Here is a 25,240-nt window from a genome sequence, read left to right on the forward strand (position 1 = left end):
GAGATATTCATGACTGTCAGTATTCCTCCTGTAGCCCCGCAGCCCATGCCGGAACCTGCCGCGCAGGCTGCCCAGAATCTCTTCGAGCACATGGCGATGCATGCGCAGGGCCTTCCTCAGGGAGCAAGCCCGGCTCAACTGAGCCAGGGATTGATGGAGCGGCTGGATGGCTTTCTGGATCGTTCCCATCGCTTCGCTGAACGGGCCAACGGCGGGGTTGATCAGACGCAGACCTTCGGCCCGGTGATCCGTAGCTCCCAGGCCGAAGGCGCGGCGCTTCCGGACAGCCAGATGGACAAGGTTGTCACCGCACTGAGCCGCATGTTCGATCATTCGATCGAAACCCAGATGGTTGTCCGAGGCGCGACCCAGGTTTCCGGGGCGGCCAACACCCTGCTGCGTGGTCAATAAGATGACCGGTTGGAACGGATGGTTTGCAAAAACGGTAGTACTGCTCACGCTGGTGGCGTTGCTGCAGGGATGTAAAACGGACCTGTATACCAACCTCTCAGAACGCGATGCGAACAGCATGGTGGCGGAGTTATTGCGGCGCGGCATTTCTGCTGAACGCGTCGTTCAGAAGGACGGCCGTCTTACCGTCAAGGTAGACGAGGCACGCTTTGCCGAGGCCATGCATATCCTCGACGAAGCTGGCTTGCCAGGGCAATCCTTTGCCAACCTGGGCGATGTATTCAAGAGCAATGGGCTGGTGTCTTCGCCTGTTCAGGAACGTGCTCAGATGATCTATGCCCTGAGCGAAGAACTCTCGCATACCGTATCGCAGGTCGATGGAGTGCTGTCGGCCCGGGTGCATGTGGTATTGCCCGATAATGACCTGCTTAAACGCAATGTCACGCCATCTTCCGCATCGGTTTTTATCCGGTATGAACCGGGGCTCGATATCAATCCGCTGATTCCACAGATCAAGACCCTGGTCGCTAATGGCATTTCGGGCCTGACTTATCAGAACGTTTCAGTCGTACCGGTCGAGGCAGTCAGGCGGGTCGAAGGCTCCCAAGAGGGCGAACCCCTGGCTTCGTTCATGGGGGTCTGGATGCTTCAATCGAACGTCGGCAAGGCCGCCTGGATCATGGGCGGGCTGCTTTTCCTCGTGCTGGCGCTGGCCACTTCACTGGTTTACGTGGTGTGGCAGTCCCGGCGTGCTCAACCCTACGAATTGGTGCCATTGAAATGAGCCTGACACAGTCTGCAGAACTGCCGTTGTTTCGTGGTGAAAACGGGTGGAACCTCTTCAAGACCAACCCTTTGCGCTTCGTACACGGCAAGCACGTTGCTGAGTGCTTCAGTGAGTGGGGCGAGTATTCAATCGTGGCCGCCATCCAGGCCGAGCAGCGGTTTCAGTCTCGACTTGAGCGTTTGTTCCAGGATCACTTCGCGCTGCCGCCATTAAATGAGGTAGAGCCGCCCGTTGAAGAGGACTTGGCCATTGCGTTACTGGCGCCGGAACACTTTGCTGCACTGGCGGTGCCGTGTGGTGTGGTCCTTCATGGACGCTCCTTCACCCAGGAGATCAGAGCGTCGGCCTTGCATGCGCTGAAAGCGCGCTTTGGTGAGGACTTATTCGCCCTGGCCGTAACCAATGCCGATCTGGCCAGCACCTCCACCGTTCTGACCGATCTCGATGAATTGGAGCGGGCCGTTCAGTTGGATGGAGGGGCCTGTATCGCCGCCTGGCTGGCTGCTCAACCTACCTCGCTCGCCGCCTGGCTGCGACTGAAGGCGACGGATGAGCCTATCTACAGCCGCGCACTTTCGACGGACCTGCTGCAACGCGGGCCCGCCATCGTCAGGCGTATAGCGCCGCACGTTCAGGCCTATGCAACAGTGAGGAAGGCTTCTTGAGCGAACTGCCCCGTCAACCTACCCAAACCATTCTTCGGCAAGCTGAGGCCGCCCAATGGATGGATGGCTACACGTTTCTCGAGCAGGCCCGACAGGAAGCGGATGCCCTGCTGGCCAGTACACAGGCGCAGGTCGATGCCGCCCGCACTCAAGGCTACGCTGAAGGCCAGCGCGCCGGCATCGAGGCGGCAAACAAGATCCTGGTGAATACCACCCACCAGATGGACCGGTATTTGGCCAGTCTGCCGGAGGCTTTGACCGACCTCGCTCTGGATGTGGTCCGCCGCGTTCTGGGCCAGTTTGAGCCCGGCGAGCTGGTGGCCCGTCTCGCTCGCGAAGCCCTGACGACCTTTCGTGGTCAGCACACGATAACCGTGAGGGTAGCGCCAGAGCATGTGGCCCACGTGGAAGCAATGCTGCTGGAAGGGGCTGGACCATCAGCCTCATTTCGCGTCGAGCCCGATGCCCAGCTCACAGCGACTCAATGCGTTATCGCCAGTCCTGTCGCTGTGGTGGATGCCAGCCTGGACATGCAGCTGGAGGCGCTTCGTACCGCCTTGGTCAGCCCTAGCGAGTCTGAGGCGGTGTAATGCAGGAGTCGGTGTTGGAAGTGTTAGATCTCCAGACGATCATCCCCAGCTTGAAAGCGCGCCTGGATCGGGCAGAGGCGCGTCCGGTACGCGGACGTGTGAAGTGTATTCGCGGGATCATGGTGCATGCCATGTTGACCCAAGCGCGGGTTGGTGAACTCTGCTACCTACGCGACCCGCTCACGGGACGCACGATTCCCGCTGAAGTCATCGGCTTCGAGCATGACGAGGCGCTGCTGACACCGGTGGGTGAGTTGGAGGGTATGTCGACCCGGACAGAAGTCATCTCCACCGGTCAGGCGATGACAATCACCGTAGGTGATCATTTGCTCGGCGCGGTTATCAGTCCGACCGGCGAGCGGCTGGATCGTGTCGAAGGAACAGTTGATGGGCATGATACGCGCCGCTATCCGCTTCAGGCCGAGCCGCCAGCGCCGTTCGAGCGAAGCCTGATCAAGGAGCCCTTGCAATTAGGTATTCGCGCTATTGATGGACTCATGACGGTTGCCCGGGGTCAGCGCGTCGGGATTTTTGGTGAACCCGGTATCGGCAAGTCTTCTTTGTTGGCCAGTATTGTCAAAGGCACCGAGGCGGACATCATTGTTCTGGGGTTGATTGGCGAGCGTGGTCGCGAAGTGCGCGAACTGCTGGATGTTCAATTGGGCAGGCGGGCACGGGCACGTACCGTAGCGGTGGTGGCTACCTCGGATCGGCCTGCCATCGAGCGCGTCAAGGCCGCCTACGTGGCGACCAGCGTTGCCGAGTATTACCGTGACCAGGGAAAGAATGTATTGCTGCTCATGGACAGCATTACCCGGTATGCCCGTGCGCAGCGGGAGATCGGCCTGGCGGCAGGGGAGCCACCTACTCGACGAGGGTACCCGCCATCCTTCTTTGCCGCATTGCCACGGCTGCTTGAACGGGCCGGCCCCGGGCAGCACGGAACGATTACTGCGTTGTATACCGTCCTGACTGAAGGGGACGGCACCCTTGATCCCGTCGCCGAAGAAACCAAGTCCATTCTGGATGGACACATCGTGCTGAGTGCAGAGTTGGCTCAACGCAATCATTTCCCAGCCATTGACGTGTTGCGTAGTCGTAGCCGTTTGATGGACACGGTTGCGTCCGAGGCGCACCGCCGATGGGCGGGCCAGGTACGTGAGCTGATGGCGCGCTATGCCGACATCGAGTTGCTGCTCAAGGTGGGTGAATACACGACTGGCAGCGACGCCATGACAGATCAGGCCATTGCGCAACAGGGCGCGATCGAAGCCTTTTTACGGCAGCCTACCGAGGAACGCGCGGCGTTCGCCGAAACCGTGCGGCGCTTGGCGAGCCTTGCATCATGACCCATTCCAGAAGCCGTCTGAATGTGTTGATTGCGTTGCGCACACGGCGTGAAGAACATGCCATGGCAGCACTGGCAGCTGCTACACAGCGCTCCAGCGAGGCGCAGGAGGCTGCTGCAAATGCCCGGAAACAGCATCACGCCCATTGCGTCGACCAGCATCAGCAGGAGGCGCAGCTGATGGCCACTCTGGCTCATGGAGCCTTTGGGCATCGTGAAGTACAGCAGGTGGACGAGGCGCTCAAGGCATTGACCGGACGTCGGATGGATCTAGAGGACGAACTCCGCCGACTGGACGAGCAGCATGCCATGGCGCTGCTCAGGCGTAGCGAAGCCCTGCAGACGCGTAACCAGTGCTGGAAAGCGAGGCAGGCCGTCAGCCTTCTACTGGCCAATGAGCATAAAAACGTGCGTCTTGCAGAAGAGATGCAGGCTGATATCGAGACGGAAGATCGCCCGCAAGCCAGGAAGACCCCGTGATGTGGATGACCGATACATCAGCTGATGATGAGTTTTGCATGAGTAAAGAGGTTGCCCCTCTGGTGTTTCCCCTTGTCACACTTGAAGACGTCAGGCTTGCCAATCGTGTGTATCGCTCGCGTGAAGACTGGCAGGGAAAGATTACAGGTCATCCCGTCAGCGTTCGGCTTGCATGGAACTCCCAGCCCATCCAGTCCGCCTTGTCGTTTCCGCTCATGTTCAATGAGCAGCCAGCCTGTCTGCAGCTGCCATCATCGCTGGTTCAGGCACTTGGCGGAGCGCTACTGGAGGGCATCGGCGCTCCGGCGCGCTTCCGGGCCTTGCTGATCGAGCAGGCGCTCCTGACCTCTATTCAGCCCATTGAGCAATCCACCGAATTCTCCATTCGGTTCGCAGCCGGTCCCGTGGACATTCCTCATCCCATACGGCTCTTGTTTCAGGTAACGCTGCGGGACAAGACCTATCCCGTGATGCTGGATCTTTCAGCCATAACCCTTGGTCCGCTCTTGCCATGCCTCGATCAAACATTTCCTGCCGGTGATTTGCCTCTTTCTCAGCTGCGGCTCCCCCTAATGCTCTGCATCGGCAGCCAGCAGGTGCGCCTGAGTGAACTGCAAGGTTTACAGCCTGGTGATGTAGTGATGCTGCGCTCGAACCAGGGCGCCTGGATATCGGTTGAAAACCGGCTCAGGGCGCCTCTGGCAGTAGTGGCCTCGGGATACCAGCTGCAAACCGCATTGGTTTTAACGTCTGTCAGTAAGGAATGGGACATGAGTGATACGTCCATGCATAAAACAACCGCCGAGGATGATCCATTAGGGGAGGTGCCTGTTACATTGGTATGTGAGGCGGGGCGGCTGGAGTTGCCGCTAGGTGAGGTCAAGGCGCTGTCGGAGGGAAGCATCCTTGCGTTTCCGGACTCGACTGACGAGGCCGTTGAGATCACTGTGAACGGCCGCCGACTCGGCCGCGGTACCCTGGTCAGGATTGGCGAAGGGCTAGGCGTACGGATCACGAGCCTATCAACACATGGATGAATTTCAGCCCAACCTGATTGAGATCATCATTGTTGTTGCGACGATCGGGCTGGTTCCGCTTGCAGTCGTCACGATGACGGGATTTCTCAAGATCTCTGTCGTCTTGTTTCTGATCCGCAATGCCTTGGGCATTCAGCAAACGCCGCCGAACCTCGTCTTGTACGGTATTGCTTTGATTCTGACCGTGTATGTGACCACTCCGCTGGTAGGTGAGATGTACCGGCAGCTGGAGCATCAACCGATCAGTTTGGAGAGCGTGGACGGTGTCAAAGCAGCCGCTGGAGCGCTTCGTCAGCCATTGCAGAACCATCTTTCGAGGTTCGCCAATGATAATGAGCGCGCGTTCTTCATGCAGGCGACAGAGAGCATCTGGTCGGAGGAGGCGCGGGCAGACTTACGGGACGATGATCTGGTTGTACTCATTCCCGCCTTTGTCAGTTCGGAGCTGACCCGCGCATTTGAGATCGGCTTTCTTTTATATATCCCGTTTCTGGTGATCGACCTGATCGTCTCCAATGCCCTCATGGCCATGGGCATGATGATGGTGTCGCCTACGTTGATTTCCATTCCCCTGAAAATTTTCCTGTTCGTGGCGGTTGAAGGATGGTCACGCCTGATGCACGGACTGATCATGAGTTACGGAGGCTGAGGTGGGACAGGATCTGTTTCTTTCCTTGATGAAGGAGTCACTGCTTACCGTGTTGCTCCTGTCGGCGCCGGCTCTGATCGTCGCCATCGTGATCGGCTTTGGGGTAGGGCTCATGCAGGCTCTTACACAGATTCAGGATCAAACGCTGCCGCAGGCCGTTAAGCTGGTGGCTGTGCTGCTTGTGCTGATCCTGGTCGGCCCGCTTCTGGCCGGGCAAGTGGGGCAATTGGCCGAACGGATGCTCGATAATTTCGCAGCCTGGACACGGTAAGGCACTGACGTGAATTTTGCCGTTGCCCAGGCGCTTCTGGACTATGTCTACCCCTTCCTCGCGGCCTTTGGCCTGGCAGTGGCACGGGCGTTGGGCATGGTCATCATCAGTCCGGCATTCAATCGTCTGGGACTGACCGGCATGATCCGTTCGGCGGTAGCCGTCGTGCTGGCCATTCCGGTGGCGCCAGTCATCTATGCCGGGCTTTCGCTGGCAGACGCACCGACTGGTTTTGCCATTGCAGGGCTGCTGATCAAGGAAATGGCGATTGGCTTGGTGATTGGTCTTGCCTTCGGTATTCCGTTCTGGGCCGCAGAGGTTGCAGGTGAGCTGGTCGATCTTCAGCGTGGATCTACCATGGCCCAATTGATAGATCCACTGGGCGCCGGTGAGACGAGCATTTCCGCCACGCTCCTGACGGTTACCCTGATCACACTGTTTTTCATGTCTGGGGGCTTTACGCTCATGGTGGATGGGTATTACCGCAGCTATGGCCTCTGGCCGACCCTGACCTTTAGCCCGATCGTGGTAGAAAACACGGCGCTGGAAATCGTGCGGATACTGGACCGTGTGATGCAGATCGGGGTGTTGCTGATCGCACCCATTGTCGTGGCGCTGCTAGTGGCTGACATGATGCTGGCCTATCTCTCCCGTATGGCGCCCCAGCTGCATGTATTCGATCTGTCTCTCCCGGCAAAGAATCTGCTGTTTTCGTTCTTGATGGTGCTTTACGCATCCTTCCTTGTGCCGCTCATGTTATCGGAGCTGGGTAGCCTGTATGAGGTGTTCGACTGGTTGGAACAGGCCGTCTCTGAGGGCTAGGGCAATGAACAGGCGCTTTCAGGTAGTGGTGTCATGAGTCAGCAGACTGAGGAAAAATCCCTCCCGGCCTCAGCCAAGAAACTGCGTGATGCACGTAAGAAAGGGCAGCTACCCAAAAGCCAGGATCTGGTAACCGGTATGGTTATCCTGGCCTGCACCCTGTGCGTGGTCGTGATAGCGCCCGATATCGAGGCGCGTGTAAAGGCGCTGTTGCTTGAGGCAGGCCGAATCTACGTCGAGCCATTTACCCAAGTCTGGCCAAGGCTGCAAATGCTGGGGCTTGATGTCCTGATGGCCGCTACGTTACCGCTGTTTGCTGTCACGGTAGTCACAGTGATTCTGACGAATATTGTGGTCATGCGCGGTATGGTCTTTTCGGCCGAGCCGGTGAAGCCAACGTATGAGCGGATCGATCCGGTTGCCGGCTTCAAGCGTATTTTTTCCATGCGCAGCGTTATCGAATTTCTGAAGGCGCTTATCAAGCTCTGCGCAATGGCGGTGGCGTTCACCATCGTCTACCGGCTGGGGCTGCAACGGCTAATGGAGTCTTCCTACTGCGGTACCTCCTGCCTGTATGCCACGTTCCTGGGGCTTCTAAAACCTTTGGTTATCACGGCTATCATCGCTTTTTTGATCGTAGGCGGTTTCGATGTGCTGATGCAGCGCTGGCTCTTTGCTCGGGAAATGCGCATGACCAAGAGCGAACAGAAGCGCGAACTCAAGGACACTGACGGCAACCCGATGGTCAAGCGTGAGCGCCAGCGGTTACGCCGCGACATGCAGAGCCTTTCAGCCAAGCGTGGCCTGCAGCATGCCTCGCTCATTATTGGTGCGCCTGGGCAGTGGGTCGTAGGGTTGAGATATGTCAGGGGCGAGACACCGGTGCCGGTCATTGTCTGCCGTGCAGAACCCGAGCAATCCCACCAGATGATTCAGGACGCACAGCAGCTGCGGCTCCCTCATGCGGTCAACGGAGGACTGGCTGAGCGCATTGCCCAGCGGACAGCCGGAGAAGGGGTGCCGGAAGCGACCTTTCAGGCCGTGGCGGACATTCTGGTAGGTGCTCGCCTGATTTAGCTGATAGACAAGGGCGCAGGCTAAGGAGTAAGTCAAACTTATAGAATAAGGGCCGGTAACTGTTCCGGCCCTTATGTGTAGTACTGACAAGCTTGATCAGCCCGCTGTTACTTCTTCGAGTCCTGCCCTTTGACGATCTTGATGATCGCGCCTTCGGTGTCTTTCAGGAGCACATAATCGTTACCGATCTTGACCCAGTGCTGGTTCTCTTCGGGAGCGCTCAGGCCGTGGGCTTTCCAATCCTTGATTCGGTAGGTATCACGCTGATATTTATCAGGCGCTTCGCTGCCTACCTTATATTCGTTGTTGCTGTTCGGGTCCATGACGGTGGCATCTTCTGACTGATTAGGTGCCTTTTTCATTACTTCGGACTGGTACTTGCTGTTGGAAGGCTGGTGATCGCCAGCGGCTTGCTGGGCGAAAAGGGCACCGCTTGCAAGGGATGTGCTGATGGCTACTATGGCCGATAGTGCTTTGATATTCATCTCGTCCTCCAATGATCGAGTCTACACATGAGACCTGCATTGGCTCCTGGATATCCCCAAGGCGTTTTATTTTCCGCTGCGGCCCCGCGTCACGGTGCAGGGCTGATAAACATGAGCAAAGCACTGATTGTAAAAAACGAGGCGGTTGTGGCCACCATGAGCGCAGCCGCGCAACGGCCCTCCAGTCCATAGCGTTGTCCTATGATCGGATAGATACTCATCATCGGCGCGCTGGCGAACAAAACGGCTGCGAGCTTGAGCGTTGGATCAATGGAGGGCAGCATCAGGGTCATCAGAAATACTGCCAGTGGATGTAGGATAAGTTTGCTGCCCGCAATCCGGCCGACATCGACCAGCATGCCTTTTGCCTTCAGGCCATACAACGTGGCGCCAATTACAAAGAGCGCAGTGGGCGCTGAGGCGTGGGCCAGCATGTCGATCACCGTATAGATCGCGATAGGCAGTTTGATCTGTAGTGCCGACAGCAGGAGCCCGACAAGAATCGCAATGATCATCGGGTTCTTGCCCAGTCGCTTGACGATGTCCAAGAGCACTTTCAACACACCGCCTTCACTGGAGCGACTGGCTTCAGCCAGCGCCAGCGCTAATGGAATCATCAGCATGTTTTCCACCAGCATGTTGAGGGCCAACGCTACCGCAGCCGGTTGTCCCAGTACCAATACGGCAATCGGATAGCCAATGAAGCCACTGTTGGACACCGACATGCCCATGCCTGTAATGGCGCTGACATCCAGGGTCTGCTTGAGCTTGTAGCGGGTAAAGCAAAAGCCGCCGGTGAAGACTAGAAGCGATCCTACCGCGTAAGCGATCAGATAGGATTTATTGAACACTTGATCGATCGGGCTTTCGGATAACGCCCGGATGATCAGGGCCGGCATTGCGAATGTGATGACGAAGCTACCCAAACCACGGATCTGCTCTCGCACCAGAATGCCGCTCTTGGAAGCAAAAAAGCCAAGACCAATCAGGATGAAGATAGGGGTCGTGATGGACAGTATCTGTAGCACGGTAACCGCTGCGTCCTTGTTGTTTTGACTCATCATGGCAGCTTGGCAGGATCAGGGCCAGGCTCGATGCCAGCGTTCTTACGGCTATGATCCGTACCGCCTTTCTTAATTCATTCAAATAATGATTAATTGCATCGAACCTGCTGCATCGAACACTGTCATAGCGCCATCATTGCATGGAGCGACTTAATGGCAACCCCAAGGAAACACCCGAATCACAGGCTGAAGGCCGCGCAAACCCTCATGTTAGGCCTGGCTTTTTTGGGTGCCTCTTTCTCCTCGATCACAGTGCATGCGGCTGAAGTTTCGTTTCGTGAAGCAGGTCCCGAGCAAACCTGGCATGTGCAGACAGACAACGTGTTGGTGCGTAAATGGCCTGTTGTGTATGACACGGCAGCGGCTCGGCGGGGGAATGTGCAGACTCGTCTGGCAGCTGGCACATCCGTACGGATAGTGGATACGCGTGAATACAAGCGCTGGAAAAAGATCCAGATCTCTACGGGTGATCAGCAGCCGGTAGAGGGATGGATTGAAAGCAAGGATGTGCATTCCGCCATACGAGTAGAGTAATAAATTGCCTGACAGGTAATTGCTGCCTGCGCTGAACCAGTGGCTTTCCTCGAACGATCCCGCTCGTCTTGCGTCTTACTTCACAGAGGCTTGTCCAGACCACTGGATAAGACGAGTGAGTGACCGAGACAAGAAGGAATGCCCATGGCTACCGGAACATCAGCCACGCTTCTGGCGCGCCGATCCCTGACAGCTGCGTTGCTTATTGGGATCGGCTTCATGGCCGCCATCGATGAAATCATTTTTCACCAGGTCTTGGCCTGGCATCATTTTGTGGATCGTGGCACGGGTGCTTTCGCCTTGCTTTCCGATGGCATCCTGCATTCGGCCGAACTCATTCTGATTATTGTCGGGTTTTTCATGGTGGCCGAACTGCGGGAGCGTAAAGCCTTTGCCAAACCCCAGGCCTGGGCCGGCTTCTTCATGGGGATGGGGGCATTTCAACTGTTCGATGGCCTGATTGACCACAAAGTCCTGCGCCTGCATCAGGTCCGATACGTCGACAATCTAATGCTGTATGACCTGCTCTGGAACCTCGCAGGTATCGTATTGCTGCTGATTGGCCTTTTATTGCTGAGAAGAGCCCGACGCACCTACGTCAGCCCATAACCCCTAGGAGCCTTGCTGATAATGCATGCCTATTTCCTGGGGCCGGGCCACGTAGCGGTATTCCCGATCCTGCTGGCTATCATCGTCTGGTTGTTCTACTGCTTCGGTGTAATCTGCTTGCAGCGACAAAGACGGACATGGTCCGGCTGGCGTACGCTCAGCTTTGCGGCTGGCATCGCCCTGATCGTAGTCGCCTTCATGCCACCGGTATCGAGCTTTGCTCATCAGGACCTTCGCGGGCATATGCTCCAGCACCTTCTGCTGGGCATGTTTGCGCCGCTGGGCCTGGTATTTGGCGCACCGGGTACGCTGGTGCTGCGCACTATACCCATTGATACGGCACGGGTACTGGTTCGCTTGTTGGCGACGCGCTTCATGCGTGTGCTGACTCATCCGATTGCGGCGGCGCTTCTGGATATAGGCGGTATGTATGTTCTGTATCTGACCTCATTTTTTGCGCTAAGCCAGACCAGCCCATGGGTTCATACCTGGCTGCATCTGCACTTTATCCTGTCGGGGTATCTGTTCACCTGGGCCATTGCCGGACCTGATTCCGCGCCTCATCGGCCTACGCTGCGCCTGCGACTGGTCGTGCTGTTCATCGCTATGGCCGCCCACGCAGGGCTGGCCAAGATCATGTATGGGTTTGGTTATCCCCATGGGCTTGGTTATGCGCGTACCGAAATCGAATCTGCCGCTCAATGGATGTACTACGGTGGTGATTTGGCAGAGGTGCTACTGGCCGTTGCGTTCTGCAGGGTGTGGTTTCGTCATCGCAAACGCCTCCAGGCCCAAGCGTACAGTCATCAGCCGCTGGTTTATGGGCTGACCAGGACAGGATAAGGAGAACCTGCACATCCTTTCAGTTATCGAAGCGTTAAAGACATGCTAGATTCGCGTTCCCACGGCTAGAGGTCCCGTTGTGAAAGAAGATAAAAGCCCCCATATCCATCTCAATACCGACGAGCCCGAGCCGCCGCCCAGTAAGGCCGGCTGCCTCTGGATGACCGTCGGTGCCATTGCCTTTGCCTTCGCACTGTTTGGCGGCATGATCTATCTCTTTACCCGCGGGCCTTCGCCTCAGGTTGAAGCCAACGAACGGAGTACGATCGAAGCCTGTCATCAGCGCGCTGATGCTGCCGCCGCTGGCTCAGGGGATCGTCTCTCGATCCAGCAGTCCTGCCAGGAAATGGAAAAGCAGTTCATCAAGAAATATGGCCACGCGCCTAACCAGTAAGGTCCTACACGGCGCCTTTCAGCGTTAGGCTCCGATTATTCAGAGGGTGTTGTCTGCCTTGCCAGTACACGCCCTTTGTCGTCTCTCTGGTTCTGACCGGAACCTCCGGTCTCATATTGTGGCCCACACCTTGAACAGGTTTGGAGGTCACATGAACAAGTCATCTTTCAATTTCGACAAGAAACGCTTGATCCTGAGTAGCGTGGCGGCGGCCTGTGCACTGGCCATGCCCCGTGGAGGGCTGCGCAGTATGGTGTCGGCTGCAGCGGCGTTGGGGCTGGGTAGCGCGTTGCTCAAGCCGAGTGCCAATGAGGCGTCAATCGATGCGAATGAGCAGGCAGCGCCCGAGCTTATTCGTACAGCCCTCGTCAATGGCATCACTATGCGGTGGGAGGAGCACGGTGATTCCGACCCAGGTGCAGTACCCGTCATCATGGTACATGGTATTCCTACTCATCCACGTCTGTGGCGTTATGTGATTCCGCAGGTCTGTAAGCCGGGTGTGCGTTGCCTTGCCTGGGAGCTGGTGGGCTTTGGCTGGTCGATGGAAGAGGGCCTTGAGCGCGACATTTCGCTCCCCAAACAAGCGGACTACCTGTACGACTGGCTGCAGCACATGAACATCACCCAAGCCGTATTCGTCGGACATGATCTGGGCGGGGGCGTACTTCAGGAACTCCTGGTCAGGCATCCTGAGCTTAGTAGCGGATTGGTGCTAGTCGATAGCGTCGCGTATGACAACTGGCCCGTTCCTACGGTGCGCCTGGCCAAACTCAAGGCGTCGGTCATCGAACAGCTTCCACCCAGTCTGTTCAAGCCACTCTTTTTAAGCGGTGTGTACAACCTGGGACACGATAATGAGGCTCGCCGCCAGGAGTCGATCAGCCTGCATTGGCAGCCGTACTCGCGAACCATCGGCCCCAAGGCCTTTGCGCATCAGATCAGTTGTCTGGACTCGAAAGACACCCAGGCACTGGCGGGGAAACTGTCCATCATCCGTGGGCCCAAGCGGATCGTCTGGGGAGATTCGGACTCCATTACGTTCGCTTCGGGCCAGCAGTTGGCAGCTGAGCTGAACGCCTCTCTGGTATCCATTCCCGGCGGGCGACATTTCAATCCTGAAGACCACCCGAGCATTGTCAGTCAGGCAATCAGCGAGGTGCTTCAGTTGGCCGACAAAAATGCTGGAGTCGATCCATTGGTTGCAGAAGGTGCAGAACTCGCCTGACTCATCCAGCCGGCGGATGATCGACCTGAGGGCTACGCAGCGCGTCGGCTAGTGCGTTACGGCAATCTGTTAACGCGCGGCGCAGGCCCTCGTCATTTGCCTCCATTCGCCAGGCAGGGCCAACCAGGGAAATGGCATACCGGCCCTGAGGCGTTTCGATGCCGATAGCCATGGCATGGACACCCAGCATGTGCTCTTCGCGATCATAGGAAAAGCCATCCTCCCGAATCTGCTGCAACTCATCGAGCAAGGCGGGCAGGGTGGAAAGGGTCTTGTGGGTAAGCACTTTTAGCTCGGGTCCAAGCAGCTGGGTTACTACGCTGTCCGTCATGCCCGACAGCAGCATTTTTCCACCCGAAGTAGCATGGATGGCCAGAAAGTTACCGGGGGTGGGTGCTACTCGTAGTTCCTGACTGGATATAACCGAGTGCAGCACCATCAATTCAGCGCGATTGGCATGTACCAGTACAGCCGTCTCGCCAGTGTGCTTGGACAACTCTTCCAGAAAGGGGCGCACCCGCTGGGTGATATCGCCATGGCTCCGGGACGCCAACCGGATCAGGGCTGGTCCTAACCGCACGCCGCCAGCGCCATGAACTTCGAGCAGCTGCTCCAATGCCAGTGCATCCACCAGCCGCTGCACGGTGGAGCGGGGCAGGTCGATGCGTTTGGCGATAGCGCCAAGGCTTAGCCCTGCGGGTTCATTTTCAAGGCAACGAAGGATGGCCGCGGCCCGTGAAATGACCTGAATGGCACCACGTTCCGGCTCAGAGGTCGTCATAGATATTGTCCTGTGTATCACTGTTCGGTACACTGTACCGCATATTGCTTCTGCACCATAGGCTCAGTTTCGAGCCCTTTCGTTTCTGGAAATTCTATGTCTCCTACTGCGCCACCGGCGCCAGCTCCAGCACCCTTTGGCTGGCGTTTGGCTATTGGACTTATCGGTGTCCTGATTGCAGCGTTGACTTCAGGTCTCAACGACCGCGTAACGGAAATCGCCCTTGCAGATATACGGGGCGTATTTGGAATCGGTCATGACGAAGGCACCTGGATCAGCGCATTGTACGGAGCCGCCGAGGTGTCGGCGATGCTCATTTCACCGTGGCTGGCGGTCACGTTTTCGCTGCGCCGATTTGCTATCGGGGTAACACTGGCGTTTGCCTTCCTGGGATTGCTGTGTCCGTTTGCACCAGATCTGCCGTCACTGCTGTTTTTACGCGTCCTCCAGGGATTGGCCGGAGGGGCGCTGCCGCCGCTCCTGATGACGGCGGCGCTACGCTTCCTGCCCTGGCATATCAAGTTGTATGGTCTTTCAGCCTATGCCATGACCGCGACGTTCGGCCCAAACCTTGCCGTACCGCTGGCTGCCGTCTGGACGGATTATCTGGACTGGCATCTGGTGTTCTGGCAGGTGGTGCCTTCCTGCCTGATCGCCGCCGCCTGTATCGCTTATGGCTTGCCGCAGGACCCGCTGCGCCTTGAGCGCTTCAAACAAGCCGACTGGCTGGGTGCACTGCTTGGGTGTGGCAGTGTGGCTATGCTTGTGATTGCCCTGATGCAGGGGGAGCGGCTGGACTGGCTGGCTTCGCCACTGATCCGCACGTTGTTCATTGGCGCTGCCATCCTGTTTCCTCTGTTTCTGATCAACGAGTGGTTTCACCCGCTTCCGCTGGTAAAGCTGCAACTGCTCAGTCGACGCAATTTCTCGTTCGGCATTATTACGCTGGCCAGTTTTCTGATCTTGGGCATGTCGGGTGTGGCGATTCCGTCCGCTTATCTTGCCCACGTGCATGACTACCGTCCCCTGCAAACCATGCCGATTGCTCTGATGATCGCCTTGCCACAGCTTCTTATGGCGCCGTTGGTAGCCACTGTCATCAATCGCAACTGGGTGGACTCCCGTTGGGTCATTGCCTGTGGCCTTGGCCTGATGACGCTGGCCTGCCTGGGTGGCTCACAGCTGACAAGCGACTGGATTCGGGACGATTTCTACACCCTGCAAATCCTGCAGACCCTGGCGCAGCCGATGATTGTGGTTCCGCTGCTCATGTGCGCCACGGGTGTGGTACAGCCTATTGAAGGTCCTTTTGCCTCCGCCACCGTCAATACCGTACGGGGTCTTTTCTCTGTAATCGGTGCGGCGCTGCTGGAGCATTTCATCACGGTGCGTGAGCACTTTCATTCTAATGTCCTGCTTGACCGGCTCGGGTCGGCGCAGGCCCAGCTATCACCTCTGCTGACCAACGATTCGATGTCGGCCTTGAGCCACCGCGTTCGCGAGCAGGCGTTCGTCCTGTCGTTCAGCGACGCCTATCTGGCGCTGATCGGCGTCGCGGCATTCATGCTGCTGGTCCTGCTGACCCTGCCCAAGCGGGCTTATCCACCTCAACCTCCGGTAATGCCATGAGTCATAAAACCGCGTTTTCTCTTGTCGGCGTCGCCGTTGTGCTTGGCGCCCTGTATGCCTGTGTCCATGTCGCCCAGAATGATGGAACGCAAAGCACGGACGATGCTTTTATCACCGCTGATTCAGTACTGGTTGCGCCCAAGGTCGCAGGCATGGTGTCCGAGGTGCTTGTCTCGGATAATCAGCCGGTCAAGGCCGGCCAGTTGCTGGCCTGTATCGATGATCGTGATTTCGTGGCGGCGCAGGCTTCGGCTCAGGCGGCGGTGAAGGCTGCTGCGGCCGAGGTGGCCAACCTGACCGCTGAAATCGATCGTCAGGCTGCCATCATCGATCAGGCGGCGGCGACGGTGCGTGCTACCGATGCATCGCTTACATTTGCCCAAGCCAATGCCAAGCGCTATCGCAACCTGTCCAGGGCAGGGGCCGGTACCGTCGAGGAGCAGCAGAAGGCTGAGGCCGAACTCCTGCAATGGCAGGCCGCCAGGGATCGTGACAGTGCAGCCCGCGTCGCGGCCCAGAAGCACTTGGCCGTACTCAAGGCGCAGCGCGATGTCGCAATAGCCACCCAGGCAAAGGCCGAAGCTGCACGCGAACAAGCCGACCTGAATGTGTCATATACTCATATTGTAGCGCCTCGCGATGGCGTGATTGCCCAACGCTCGGTTCGGGTAGGTGCCTACGTAGCGCCGGGCAAACCGTTGCTTGCCGTGGTACCGGTCAGTGAAGCCTATGTGGTGGCGAATTTCCGTGAAACACAGCTGGGAAGGATGCAGGCCAATCAGCCGGTCGATGTGCGGGTCGATGTTTTCCCGGATCAGGTCCTGCATGGCCATATCGAAAGTCTTGCACCCGCTACAGGCCTTGCGTTTTCAGCGATTGCACCCGATAACGCCACCGGCAACTTTACCAAGGTCGCCCAGCGGGTCCCGGTCAAGATCGTGTTCGAGCCTGATCAGCCAGCCGTTGCCAATCTGCGTGTAGGGTTGTCGGTGGTGGCGACTGTCGATACGCAGGGAGAGGTTCACTGATGCGCCGCTCTCTATTGGCTATCACGTTGGCCGTGCTTTCCGGATGCAGCGTGGGACCTGATTTTCATAAACCTGAGGCGGTCCTGCCCAAGGCCTGGCAAGGCCCATCACAGGCCGTTGGCAGCGTGACGGTTAGCCATCCCATTGAAAAGGCGTGGTGGACACAGTTCAACGATCCACTCCTGACCTCACTCGTTGAGCGGGCCGCCTCCACCAACCTGGACCTGGCCCTTGCCAGCAGCCGCTTCGAGCAGAGTCGGTCGCTGCTGCAGGTTGCCGGTGCCGATGTACTGCCAGACGTCTCGGCCACAGGAGGCTACCAACGTGCACGCAACAGCGAGCAAGGCCTTATGGATGCCTCGGGCAATAATGGAAAGTCCGATTTCAATCTTTGGCAGTACGGCCTCAAGGCAAGCTGGGAGGTAGACCTTTGGGGCCATGTCAGGCGTACCCTGGAGGCTGCCAACGCAGGCGTTGCCTTGAGCGAGGCTGAACGGAATGGCGTCGCCTTGAGCATTGCGACAGAAACCGCAGCGGACTACCTGCGCCTGCGGGGTGTTCAGGCAACGTTGGCGGTTACCCGGCAGAACCTGGATATTGCCAGGCAAAGTCAGGCACTTACCAAAACCCGTTTTGAGAATGGTGTAACAACCAACCTGGACACTGCCAACTCGGCTGCCCAAGTGGCCACGATCGAAGCCCGTATTCCGTTACTGGAGGCAGAGCAGGCCCGTCTCATCAATGCCTTGAGTTATCTGCTTGGCCAGGAGCCCCATGCGCTCGGCCAGGAGTTGGGGCAGCCGCGAGACTTGCCAGAGCCGCCGTCGGCCGTACCGGTGGGGTTGCCGTCGGAGCTTGCCCGTCGTCGTCCGGATATCCAGAAGGCCGAAGCAGCTCTGCATCAGGCTACAGCAGCCGTAGGCGTGGCCCAAGCGGATTTCTATCCACGCATCAGCCTGGGCGGCAATTTTGGCTTCCAGGCACTGGAAGGCTCTAATCTCGGGTTATGGAGCGCCCGCCAGTTCTCGATCGGTCCCAGCCTTTACCTGCCTGTTTTCCAAGGTGGACGCCTGACCGGCACGTTGGAGTTGCGCGAACGTCAGCAACAGGAAGCGGCTTTGAATTACCGACGCACCGTATTGGCTGCCTGGCATGAAGTAGACGATGCACTGACGTCCTACAGTGCTGAGCAACGTCACCATGCGGCGCTTGCACAAGCGGTCAGTCAGAACCGTATCGCGCTGGAAACAGCCCAGGCGCGCTACAAGGAAGGCGCCATTGATTTCATCAACGTGCTGAATGTCCAGCGTGAGCTGATCCAGACTCAAAGCGCCTTGGTGGACAGTGCCACCCGCGTCTCGACGGATCTGGTGCAGGTGTACAAGGTATTGGCCGGTGGATGGCCGAAGGCTTCGGTCCATCAAGGTTAAACCGTAACCCTGCAATAGGAATGTTTAAATCCTTCATAGGAATAATCTAATCAAGCGCAGCGAGAATAGGCCGATAGCAAAGGCATCAATTTAATCAGGCCTTTACTATGTTCAACCGTCTTTCAATCCAGCTGAAGATCACTGCGCTGGCAGGCTTATGCCTGCTGGCTATTGTGACACTGCTGGTCGGTGCGTCTCTTTACCAGGCCAAGCGTAGCGGTGAGGTGGTCAAGCAGACCAGTTTCAGCATGCTTGAGCAGTCTGCGGAGCTTCGCTTGCAAACCTCGGGCGAAGCCCAGGCGCTACGTATCCAGCGCGACTTCATGAGTGCCTATCACTACGGACTGGGCCTGGCAGGCCAGGTCAAGCTGCTGAGTGGGCAGCAGGCAAGAGGGGCTATCAGTGCCCGTGAATTGCGTCAGGAGCTGGTTGAGGTCGTGGGCAACGCACTCAAGGCACGCCCTGACCTGTTGGGGCTGTACATTGCCTTCGAACCCAACGCACTAGACGGACAGGACAGACAGTTCATCAATGCGAAAGAGGAAAGCAGCAACGCAAGTGGCCGTTTTGCCTTGTACTGGTCTCAAGGGGAGCCGGGAACATTCGATTTCGAATCAATGACTGAGGAGGAGCTTACCAAGACGACTCCCGGGCCGAGTGGTGCAGCCTATAACGCTTGGTACACTTGTCCTCGTGATACGCGTAAGGCCTGTCTGCTGGACCCTTATTTCGATGAGGTGAATGAGCAGCAGGTCCTGATGACCAGCATCGCCCTGCCTATTGAGCAAAACGGCAAGGTGACCGGTGTTATCGGCATTGATATCAGCCTGAACACACTTCAGCAGATTGCCGAAAAAGCCAGCGACAAGCTGTACAAGGGTGAGGGCGAGGTCAGCATTGTCAGCCCGGCAGGGCTCCTGGCGGGTCATAGCCATGATGCCAAGCGGCTGGGAGAGTCCCTGGATAAGGTTTATGCCAGCCAGGCCAGCGAGCTCAAGCAGGCATTGGCGACGGGACAGTCGGCTTTGCTGTCTCATAATGACTTGGTTCGCGTCATCGAGCCGATCAAGCCTATCCCAGAGGCCAAGCCGTGGGGCATCCTGCTTGAAGCGCCAAAGAACATAGTCCTGTCCCGAGCCATTCAGCTGTCTGATGAGCTGGATGAGCGTCGGATCTCCGATAGCGTATTCTCAGTTGTGGTTGGTCTGATCACTGTGCTCAGCGGCCTTCTGCTGATGTGGTTCACCGCCCGCAGCGTGACGCGTCCTATCCTGGCGGTTGCAGCCATGCTCAAGGATATCGCCAGCGGTGAAGGCGATCTGACACGCCGCCTGGGGTATGCCAAGCAAGACGAATTGGGACAGTTGGCGGGCTGGTTCAACCGCTTCCTCGACAAGCTTCAACCCATTATTGCGGACGTAAAACGCTCGGTTCAGGACGCGCGTACAACGGCGGACCAGTCAGCAGCTATCGCCACCCGTACAAGCGAGGGTATGCAGCATCAGTTCCATGAAGTGGATCAAGTTGCGACCGCCTCGAATGAAATGAGCGCTACCGCCCACGATGTGGCCCGTAACGCCGCGCAGGCAGCGGAAGCCGCTCGCGGTGCTGACCATGCGACTCATGAGGGTCTTGCCGTTATCAATGAAACCACCCGCAGCATCGAGAAGCTGGCCGCTGACATGAGTGCGTCCATGAGCCAGGTTGAAGGCCTTGCAGATAGTAGCGAACAGATCGGTAGCGTGCTGGAAGTGATCCGGGGTGTTGCTGAGCAGACGAACCTGCTGGCGCTGAATGCGGCCATCGAGGCTGCACGTGCCGGGGATGCCGGTCGTGGCTTTGCAGTGGTGGCCGATGAGGTACGAGGGTTGGCCAAGCGGACTCAGGAGTCAGTTGAGGAGATTCGTCAGGTCATCGAAGACTTACAAAAGGGCACGCGGAACGTGGTCGACTCCATGCACGATGGTCACCGGCAGGCTCAGGGTAACGTCGAGCATGTAGGTAAAGCTGTGTTGGCCCTGCGTCAGATCGGTGACGCCGTCTCGGTCATTACGGAAATGAACCTCCAGATTGCCAGCGCCGCTGAAGAGCAGAGCGCCGTGGCGGAAGAGATCAATCGTAACGTCAGTGGTATCCGTGAGGTCACGGAGTCGCTTTCAGGGCAGGCGGAAGAATCCGCGCGGGTCAGCCAGTCGCTGAACGCGCTGGCCAACCATCAACAGACCCTGATGGATCAGTTTAAGGTGTAGCAACGAAGGCCGCCCTCCGGGGCGGCTTTTCATTTTTGACCGTCTTTTACGGTGCCGTACTATCCCGCCTGCATCTCGTACACAAACTCCTGCTCCCCGGTTATGGAAAGGCCGAGCTGTTCGTAGAGCCGCTTGGCTGGATTGTTCTTGAGGACGGTCAATACCACCGGGATGGATGCACATCGCGCTTCACTCAACAGATTCGTCACCAAGGTAGTGGCGATGCCGTTGCCCTGTTGCTCCGGGATGATTTGGAGCTGAAGCAGTTTCCACACACGGTCCGATTTCACTACCTTGATGAGCCCAATGGGTGTGTTCTCAAGCACTACCAGTTGACCATTTTCAAGGTGCGCCAATACCCGGGCCTTATGCTCTTCCTCGGAGCGCTGCATACCGGCTGCTACTTCGTGAGGTACGAGCGCGCGTCTCCTCAAATCGAGAAAAAAGGGCAATCTGCTTCTGAAGTCGGTTTGAGTGTCATCGTATCCATACGGCTCTCCCACGGTAGGTCTTACAGGGTGGGTGTTGTGTTCAACCTTTCATACGGATTTACATTACTGGAATAGCAGCCTTAGTCTGACTGTACGACACCGCAAGGCAGACAGTTGCCATAACAAAGAACAGTAATGAGGCGCTTAGCACGCCCGTATAGCCATAGACAGGATAGACCCAGCCCGCCACCGCCGATCCAAATCCAATGCCGCAAAACATGAAGGAAGCCGTCAGCGCCAGGGCGATACCGCGTCGTTCCGGCATACGCTCGACCACCCGCCGTTGCTGTGAAGGCCATACCATGTCCGTAGCGAATGCCCACAGAACCAGCACAGGCAGCAGCCAGCCGAGGCGAGCGGGACCGTATCCCAAGAGTAGAAGCGTTACGGCCAGGAGGCTGATTCCGGACAGAAGCATATGCTCTGCACTGTAACGTCCGGCAGCCCGTGTCACGAACAGGTTGCCTGCTACGCCCGCTATGCCCAGCACCGCCAGGGCAACAGACACGTCTTCTGGCCCACCGTGATACACATCGCGGATGATGGGGGACAGAAACGCATAGGTAGAAAACACGCCTGAAGTGATGAAAAACACCACCAGAAAGGTACTGAGCGAACCAAGGCGTGTGAGCAGGGATACAACCGTTGAAACCGCAATGCGCTCACCTTGCACATGGTCGGGAACGAATCGGGCAATCAGAAGGGCAGTCATGAAGCCCGCGACGCTCAGCATCAGATAAAGCGAGCGTACGCCCCAATGCTGAGCAATCCAGGCGGCCAAGGGAATGCCTGCCATCCCCGCCACGCTCAATCCCAACAATACAATGGCAATGGCGCGGCCTTGCTGGGCCCGGTCAACCAGGGCTGAGCCCAGTGCACCTAATACCGGACCGATAAAGCCTGCGCCCAATCCCATAAGAACGCGAGCCAGCACCAGCACGCCGTAATTTGGCGCCAGTGCGAAAAGAAGCGAAGCGCTGCTGAACAGGCCCAGGCCAAGCAGAACCTGCCGCCGTCTGGGAAGGTGTCCCAGAACGACCTGCAGCAGGGGCGCAGCCAGGGCAAAGGTGATGCCGAAGAGGGAGATCAGGTACGCGCTTTGGGTATCGGTCAGCAACCATTCCTGGGAAATCTGCTGCAGACAGCCAACCACGGACAAAGCACCTACCGCCTGGACGAAATACGCAAAACTCAAGGATCGTAATGCAAGCAAGGTGGGTGGCGCGATAAGACCTTTCATGAGCGTCTCCAGTGAATCACCCAGGCCACCCGTGGCGAGTAGCCTGGGGCGTATTCAGCCGACAGGAATAGGGTTGGCAATCAGGGCTTGGTTGAACTGCTCTACCAACGCATGCTCATTGGGACCAGGATTGGCGCGGAAGGCCGCAACACGGTCGACAATGACTTCCGTTTCAGCGCTTTGCAGCTTCTCCAGAATCTCTGTAATGAATTCATCCAGCGGCATGGCGCGTGGATCACCACTCTTGTGAATGAGATCGGTATCGACCCACGGGGGTGCGATTTCCAGCACCTTTACTGACGTATCCCGAAGCATGAAGCGCTGCGACAGGCTATAGGAGTGAATCGCCGCCTTGGTGGCGGAGTACAGTGCGGTAACTGCCAGCGGTACATAGGCCAGAATCGAACTGTTGTTGATGATGTACGCTTCGGGCTGCCGCTTTAGATGTTCTACAAATGCAGCACTGACCCTGACCGGACCCAGGAGGTTGGTCGTGAGCAGCTGCACCGCCTGTTCATCGTCCAGTGCGCCGGAGGCCGCATTATCGAACGGCATGACGCCAGCATTGTTGATGAGGACGTTAAGGGTAGGGTGGCGCTCGATGACTGTTTGGACGACGGCTTTGATCTGTTCCGGATCGTTGATATCCAGCGCTATGGTATCGATACCGGGATTTGCCCTGGCGACCTCATCGAGCAGGGCTTGGCGCCTGCCCGCCACGATGACCTTGTTCCCACGTTGATGAAAGGCTTCGGCCAGTGCGCGACCAATACCAGACGTACCGCCAGTGATGAAGATAGTGTTTCCGCTTAGGTTCATGGTGAAGTCTCCTAGGTGAATGTAGAGGTGATCAGTAAGTGGCGTAGCGGGAAGCAGGCGTATTGCTGGAGAGCTGCGTGGCCAGGGCCTGGCGGGCCGCTTCAAGGGCTTCCCAGCGTTCGAGGGCGTGCAACGAAGGAATGGTGATCAGCTCGCCCTGGTCAAAGCCGGCCAGCGCTGCTTTCACCAGGTCTTCCGGTGACATGACGATGCGTTTGTCGAGGTTTTCCAGCGGCAGACCGCCGATATCCCAGAATTCAGTGGCCGTAGCGCCGGGCAGGACGGCCTGTACGCGGATGCCTTTGTCGGCCAGCTCATGGCTCAGAGACTGAGAGAACGCCGTCACGTACGCCTTGCTGCCGCCGTAGACGCCATTGAGGATCTCTGGTGCAAGGCTGACGATGGAGGAGATATTGATAATGGCGCCCTTGCCGCGGTGGACGAATCCCGGAACGGCAGCGTAGGTAAGGCGAGTGAGTGCCGTCACGTTCAGGTCAATCATTCGCACCATCTGCTCGACATCGCTCCCGAGCAATGGGGTGTGAGTACCGATTCCCGCGTTGTTCACCAGAAGAGTGATGCTGGCGTCTTCCTTGAGCTTTGCCTCAACGGCTGCTAAAGATGATTTATCGTTGAGATCGGCAGGCAGGACCTCCACGGCTCGTCCGGTCAGCGTGGCAATGCGCTCGGCCTGAGTGTTGAGTCGCTCACGGTTGCGGGCAACCAGAATCAGGTCATAACCGCGACGGGCCAATTGCTCGGCATATACCGCGCCGATACCGGAAGAGGCGCCAGTGATGAGTGCAGTGCCTTGATGAAGAGTGTTCATGATGCTGCTCCGTTTGGGTGGGTGTGGAGGCATCATGCAGTGAATTGACCGCGACCTAAATGACGTTTATGGTTCGTTTTCAGGACATCGTCAGGGAGACGATCATGCACCGGGTAGGTTACATGCTGTCAAACGGGTTCCAGATCCTTTCACTGGCGACGCAAACGGTTTTCGAATATGCCAACGTGGTGGCAGGCGAGCCGTTCTACGAAGTCGAGAACTTCTCGCTGGAGGGCGGTGAGGTCCGCTCCTCGCTTGGCCTGATGGTGGGTTCCCGGGCACTCGGGCCCAATAGCCAGGCGGATACCTGGATCGTGGCGGGGGTAAACAACCCACTGGCTGCACCATCACCTGACGCTGTGCTTGGTTTTATTCAGGACGCCAGTACCCAGGCGCGCCGGATGACCGCTATTTGTACCGGTGGCTTTGTGCTGGCGGAAGCCGGGTTGCTGGCAGGGCGGCGTGCAACCACCCATTGGGCGTATGCGCGGGAGTTGCAGCGGCGTTACCCTGATATCCGTGTCGAGGAAGACCGTATCTATATCACGGACGGTCCGATGTGGACGTCAGCCGGGATGACGGCAGGGCTTGATCTGACACTTGCAATCGTGGAAAAGGATTTGGGTAATGAGGTTGCCCGGTCGGTAGCGCACAAGCTGGTCATGCACCAACGACGTGCCGGTGGTCAGAGCCAGCATTCCGAAATGCTGAACCTGGCACCTAAGTCTGATCGTATCCAGAACGCCCTGAACTATGCCCGACAACACCTGAGCCGCCCCCTGAGCGTGGAAGAGCTGGCCGAATCCGTTCACCTCAGCCCGCGTCAGTTCAGCCGTGTCTTTACTGCGGAAACTGGCCAATCACCTGCCAAGGCTATCGAGAGTCTGCGCCTGGAAGCGGCTCGGCTCATGATCGAGCAAAGCCGTCACTCGTTGGATGTGATTGCCAAGGAAACCGGCTTTCGTGATCGCCGCCATATGCGAGAGGCCTTTATACGCGGCTTCGGCATGCCACCACAGGCAATACGGCGAGGTAATGCGATGACTGAAGAGATGCTCTGAAGGGAAGGGCGCATACAGCCGTGCGGCAAGATGCTTGGCAATATTCAATCGGTTGGAAGCATAAAAAGGACTGGGAATAAGCCAACTCTACCGATTTGAATAAAAACGGTTAGGCTCTTCATGCAGCCAAGCCATGACGCCTATTGGCCCTGTAATTGTAAGAAATTGTTCTGTTGTTTCAGCCACTTGCTCTAGGTTGCGCCTTTCCAGTCAGACATAGACTCTTATCTAGGTTGCACTTTACTTTCTATAGTCATACGATGTCGTACAACAAGTAGCAGTTATTCCTTAGCCACGTACGCCATCAAGCAAGGTGCAACAAAAATGACTCCACAAGAACTCAAGCACACCCTTTCATCCGGATTGCTGTCCTTTCCGGTAACCGATTT

General features: G+C 57.4%; 28 protein-coding genes and 1 pseudogene. 22 read left to right on the top strand and 7 right to left on the bottom strand.

What is annotated here, in order from left to right; genetic code table 11:
• Positions 1-9 precede the first annotated feature (9 nt).
• The 11 genes from GM154_RS09845 to GM154_RS09895 are packed head-to-tail and all read left to right on the top strand — an operon-like array spanning position 10 to position 8,137.
• Positions 10-411, top strand: coding sequence for a hypothetical protein (locus GM154_RS09845; RefSeq protein WP_219652095.1), 402 nt, complete (start codon positions 10-12; stop codon positions 409-411).
• A 1-nt stretch (position 412) separates the two neighbouring features.
• Entirely contained in the window at positions 413-1,195 is a 783-nt protein-coding gene (gene sctJ / locus GM154_RS09850; RefSeq protein WP_219652096.1) for a type III secretion system inner membrane ring lipoprotein SctJ, read from the top strand.
• Positions 1,192-1,863: a hypothetical protein gene (locus tag GM154_RS09855; RefSeq protein ID WP_219652097.1), complete on the top strand. Its 672-nt coding sequence runs from the start codon at positions 1,192-1,194 to the stop codon at positions 1,861-1,863. Before sctJ ends, GM154_RS09855 begins: the two co-directional genes overlap by 4 nt.
• A complete protein-coding gene (gene sctL, locus GM154_RS09860; RefSeq protein WP_219652098.1) occupies positions 1,860-2,453 on the top strand; it encodes a type III secretion system stator protein SctL in 594 nt (197 codons plus the stop codon). The genes GM154_RS09855 and sctL overlap by 4 nt, the downstream gene beginning before the upstream one ends.
• Positions 2,454-2,473: 20 nt before the next feature.
• Positions 2,474-3,802 (top strand): FliI/YscN family ATPase, encoded by a 1,329-nt coding sequence (locus GM154_RS09865; protein ID WP_374940312.1) that lies wholly within the window; start codon positions 2,474-2,476, stop codon positions 3,800-3,802.
• Entirely contained in the window at positions 3,799-4,281 is a 483-nt protein-coding gene (locus GM154_RS09870; protein ID WP_197870416.1) for a hypothetical protein, read from the top strand. Before GM154_RS09865 ends, GM154_RS09870 begins: the two co-directional genes overlap by 4 nt.
• A 38-nt stretch (positions 4,282-4,319) precedes the next feature.
• Positions 4,320-5,318 carry a type III secretion system cytoplasmic ring protein SctQ gene (gene sctQ, locus GM154_RS09875; protein WP_219652100.1) on the top strand — a complete coding sequence of 333 codons (999 nt, stop codon included), beginning with the start codon at positions 4,320-4,322 and terminating at the stop codon, positions 5,316-5,318.
• Entirely contained in the window at positions 5,311-5,967 is a 657-nt protein-coding gene (gene sctR / locus GM154_RS09880; RefSeq protein WP_010798178.1) for a type III secretion system export apparatus subunit SctR, read from the top strand. Before sctQ ends, sctR begins: the two co-directional genes overlap by 8 nt.
• A 1-nt stretch (position 5,968) precedes the next feature.
• Positions 5,969-6,238 (top strand): EscS/YscS/HrcS family type III secretion system export apparatus protein, encoded by a 270-nt coding sequence (locus GM154_RS09885; protein ID WP_010798179.1) that lies wholly within the window; start codon positions 5,969-5,971, stop codon positions 6,236-6,238.
• Positions 6,239-6,247: 9 nt separating this feature from the next.
• Entirely contained in the window at positions 6,248-7,060 is an 813-nt protein-coding gene (gene sctT, locus GM154_RS09890) for a type III secretion system export apparatus subunit SctT (RefSeq protein ID WP_219652101.1), read from the top strand.
• Positions 7,061-7,093: 33 nt separating this feature from the next.
• Complete coding sequence (locus tag GM154_RS09895) at positions 7,094-8,137, top strand: EscU/YscU/HrcU family type III secretion system export apparatus switch protein (RefSeq protein ID WP_219652102.1); 1,044 nt, start codon at positions 7,094-7,096, stop codon at positions 8,135-8,137.
• Positions 8,138-8,244: 107 nt separating this feature from the next.
• On the opposite strand, the gene GM154_RS09900 is transcribed toward GM154_RS09895, so the two are convergent.
• Together GM154_RS09900 and GM154_RS09905 are read right to left on the bottom strand one after the other, a co-directional pair.
• Positions 8,245-8,622: an RcnB family protein gene (locus tag GM154_RS09900; RefSeq protein WP_219652103.1), complete on the bottom strand. Its 378-nt coding sequence runs from the start codon at positions 8,620-8,622 to the stop codon at positions 8,245-8,247.
• 89 nt (positions 8,623-8,711) lie between these two features.
• Positions 8,712-9,650 (bottom strand): AEC family transporter, encoded by a 939-nt coding sequence (locus GM154_RS09905; RefSeq protein WP_037030913.1) that lies wholly within the window; start codon positions 9,648-9,650, stop codon positions 8,712-8,714.
• A gap of 189 nt (positions 9,651-9,839) precedes the next feature.
• On the opposite strand from GM154_RS09905, the gene GM154_RS09910 reads away from it, so the two are divergent.
• From GM154_RS09910 to GM154_RS09930, 5 genes are all read left to right on the top strand, one after another.
• On the top strand, positions 9,840-10,220 hold the full coding sequence (locus GM154_RS09910) for a hypothetical protein (RefSeq protein WP_219652104.1): 381 nt from the start codon (positions 9,840-9,842) through the stop codon (positions 10,218-10,220).
• Between the two features lie 144 nt (positions 10,221-10,364).
• On the top strand, positions 10,365-10,829 hold the full coding sequence (locus tag GM154_RS09915) for a DUF2243 domain-containing protein (protein ID WP_010798185.1): 465 nt from the start codon (positions 10,365-10,367) through the stop codon (positions 10,827-10,829).
• 21 nt (positions 10,830-10,850) lie between these two features.
• Positions 10,851-11,672, top strand: a complete 822-nt coding sequence (locus GM154_RS09920; protein ID WP_219652105.1) for a cytochrome c oxidase assembly protein — start codon at positions 10,851-10,853, stop codon at positions 11,670-11,672.
• A 79-nt stretch (positions 11,673-11,751) separates the two neighbouring features.
• Complete coding sequence (locus GM154_RS09925) at positions 11,752-12,066, top strand: hypothetical protein (RefSeq protein WP_083397888.1); 315 nt, start codon at positions 11,752-11,754, stop codon at positions 12,064-12,066.
• Between the two features lie 151 nt (positions 12,067-12,217).
• Positions 12,218-13,294, top strand: coding sequence for an alpha/beta fold hydrolase (locus GM154_RS09930; RefSeq protein WP_150347476.1), 1,077 nt, complete (start codon positions 12,218-12,220; stop codon positions 13,292-13,294).
• 1 nt (position 13,295) lies between these two features.
• Here the strand turns inward: GM154_RS09930 and GM154_RS09935 are convergent, their stop codons facing one another.
• Complete coding sequence (locus tag GM154_RS09935) at positions 13,296-14,075, bottom strand: IclR family transcriptional regulator (protein WP_122042642.1); 780 nt, start codon at positions 14,073-14,075, stop codon at positions 13,296-13,298.
• Between the two features lie 96 nt (positions 14,076-14,171).
• On the opposite strand from GM154_RS09935, the gene GM154_RS09940 reads away from it, so the two are divergent.
• The 5 genes and pseudogenes from GM154_RS09940 (at position 14,172) to GM154_RS25935 (ending at position 20,411) form a co-directional block, all read left to right on the top strand.
• Entirely contained in the window at positions 14,172-15,704 is a 1,533-nt protein-coding gene (locus GM154_RS09940; RefSeq protein WP_219652106.1) for an MFS transporter, read from the top strand.
• Complete coding sequence (locus GM154_RS09945; protein ID WP_219652107.1) at positions 15,701-16,732, top strand: HlyD family secretion protein; 1,032 nt, start codon at positions 15,701-15,703, stop codon at positions 16,730-16,732. Before GM154_RS09940 ends, GM154_RS09945 begins: the two co-directional genes overlap by 4 nt.
• The gene (locus tag GM154_RS09950; protein WP_219652108.1) at positions 16,732-18,162 is read left to right on the top strand and encodes an efflux transporter outer membrane subunit; all 1,431 of its coding nucleotides are present in this window, start codon (positions 16,732-16,734) and stop codon (positions 18,160-18,162) included. The genes GM154_RS09945 and GM154_RS09950 overlap by 1 nt, the downstream gene beginning before the upstream one ends.
• 323 nt (positions 18,163-18,485) lie before the next feature.
• Positions 18,486-19,553 (top strand): annotated as a pseudogene (locus GM154_RS25930) (HAMP domain-containing protein); the annotation flags it as partial.
• 102 nt (positions 19,554-19,655) lie between these two features.
• Entirely contained in the window at positions 19,656-20,411 is a 756-nt protein-coding gene (locus GM154_RS25935) for a methyl-accepting chemotaxis protein (RefSeq protein WP_374940313.1), read from the top strand.
• A 59-nt stretch (positions 20,412-20,470) separates the two neighbouring features.
• Here the strand turns inward: GM154_RS25935 and GM154_RS09960 are convergent, their stop codons facing one another.
• From GM154_RS09960 to GM154_RS09975, 4 genes are all read right to left on the bottom strand, one after another.
• Positions 20,471-20,803 carry a GNAT family N-acetyltransferase gene (locus tag GM154_RS09960; protein ID WP_219652110.1) on the bottom strand — a complete coding sequence of 111 codons (333 nt, stop codon included), beginning with the start codon at positions 20,801-20,803 and terminating at the stop codon, positions 20,471-20,473.
• Between the two features lie 157 nt (positions 20,804-20,960).
• Positions 20,961-22,142: an MFS transporter gene (locus GM154_RS09965; RefSeq protein WP_219652111.1), complete on the bottom strand. Its 1,182-nt coding sequence runs from the start codon at positions 22,140-22,142 to the stop codon at positions 20,961-20,963.
• A gap of 54 nt (positions 22,143-22,196) precedes the next feature.
• On the bottom strand, positions 22,197-22,961 hold the full coding sequence (locus GM154_RS09970) for an SDR family oxidoreductase (protein ID WP_219652112.1): 765 nt from the start codon (positions 22,959-22,961) through the stop codon (positions 22,197-22,199).
• A gap of 31 nt (positions 22,962-22,992) precedes the next feature.
• Positions 22,993-23,790, bottom strand: coding sequence for an SDR family oxidoreductase (locus tag GM154_RS09975; RefSeq protein WP_074825582.1), 798 nt, complete (start codon positions 23,788-23,790; stop codon positions 22,993-22,995).
• A gap of 104 nt (positions 23,791-23,894) precedes the next feature.
• Here GM154_RS09975 and GM154_RS09980 point away from each other — a divergent pair, with 104 nt between their 5' ends.
• Positions 23,895-24,851: a GlxA family transcriptional regulator gene (locus tag GM154_RS09980; RefSeq protein ID WP_219652113.1), complete on the top strand. Its 957-nt coding sequence runs from the start codon at positions 23,895-23,897 to the stop codon at positions 24,849-24,851.
• The last annotated feature ends 389 nt before the right edge of the window (positions 24,852-25,240 follow it).

This window comes from Pseudomonas sp. MAG002Y, assembly GCF_019400845.1.
In the GTDB taxonomy this organism is placed as follows: domain Bacteria; phylum Pseudomonadota; class Gammaproteobacteria; order Pseudomonadales; family Pseudomonadaceae; genus Chryseomonas; species Chryseomonas luteola.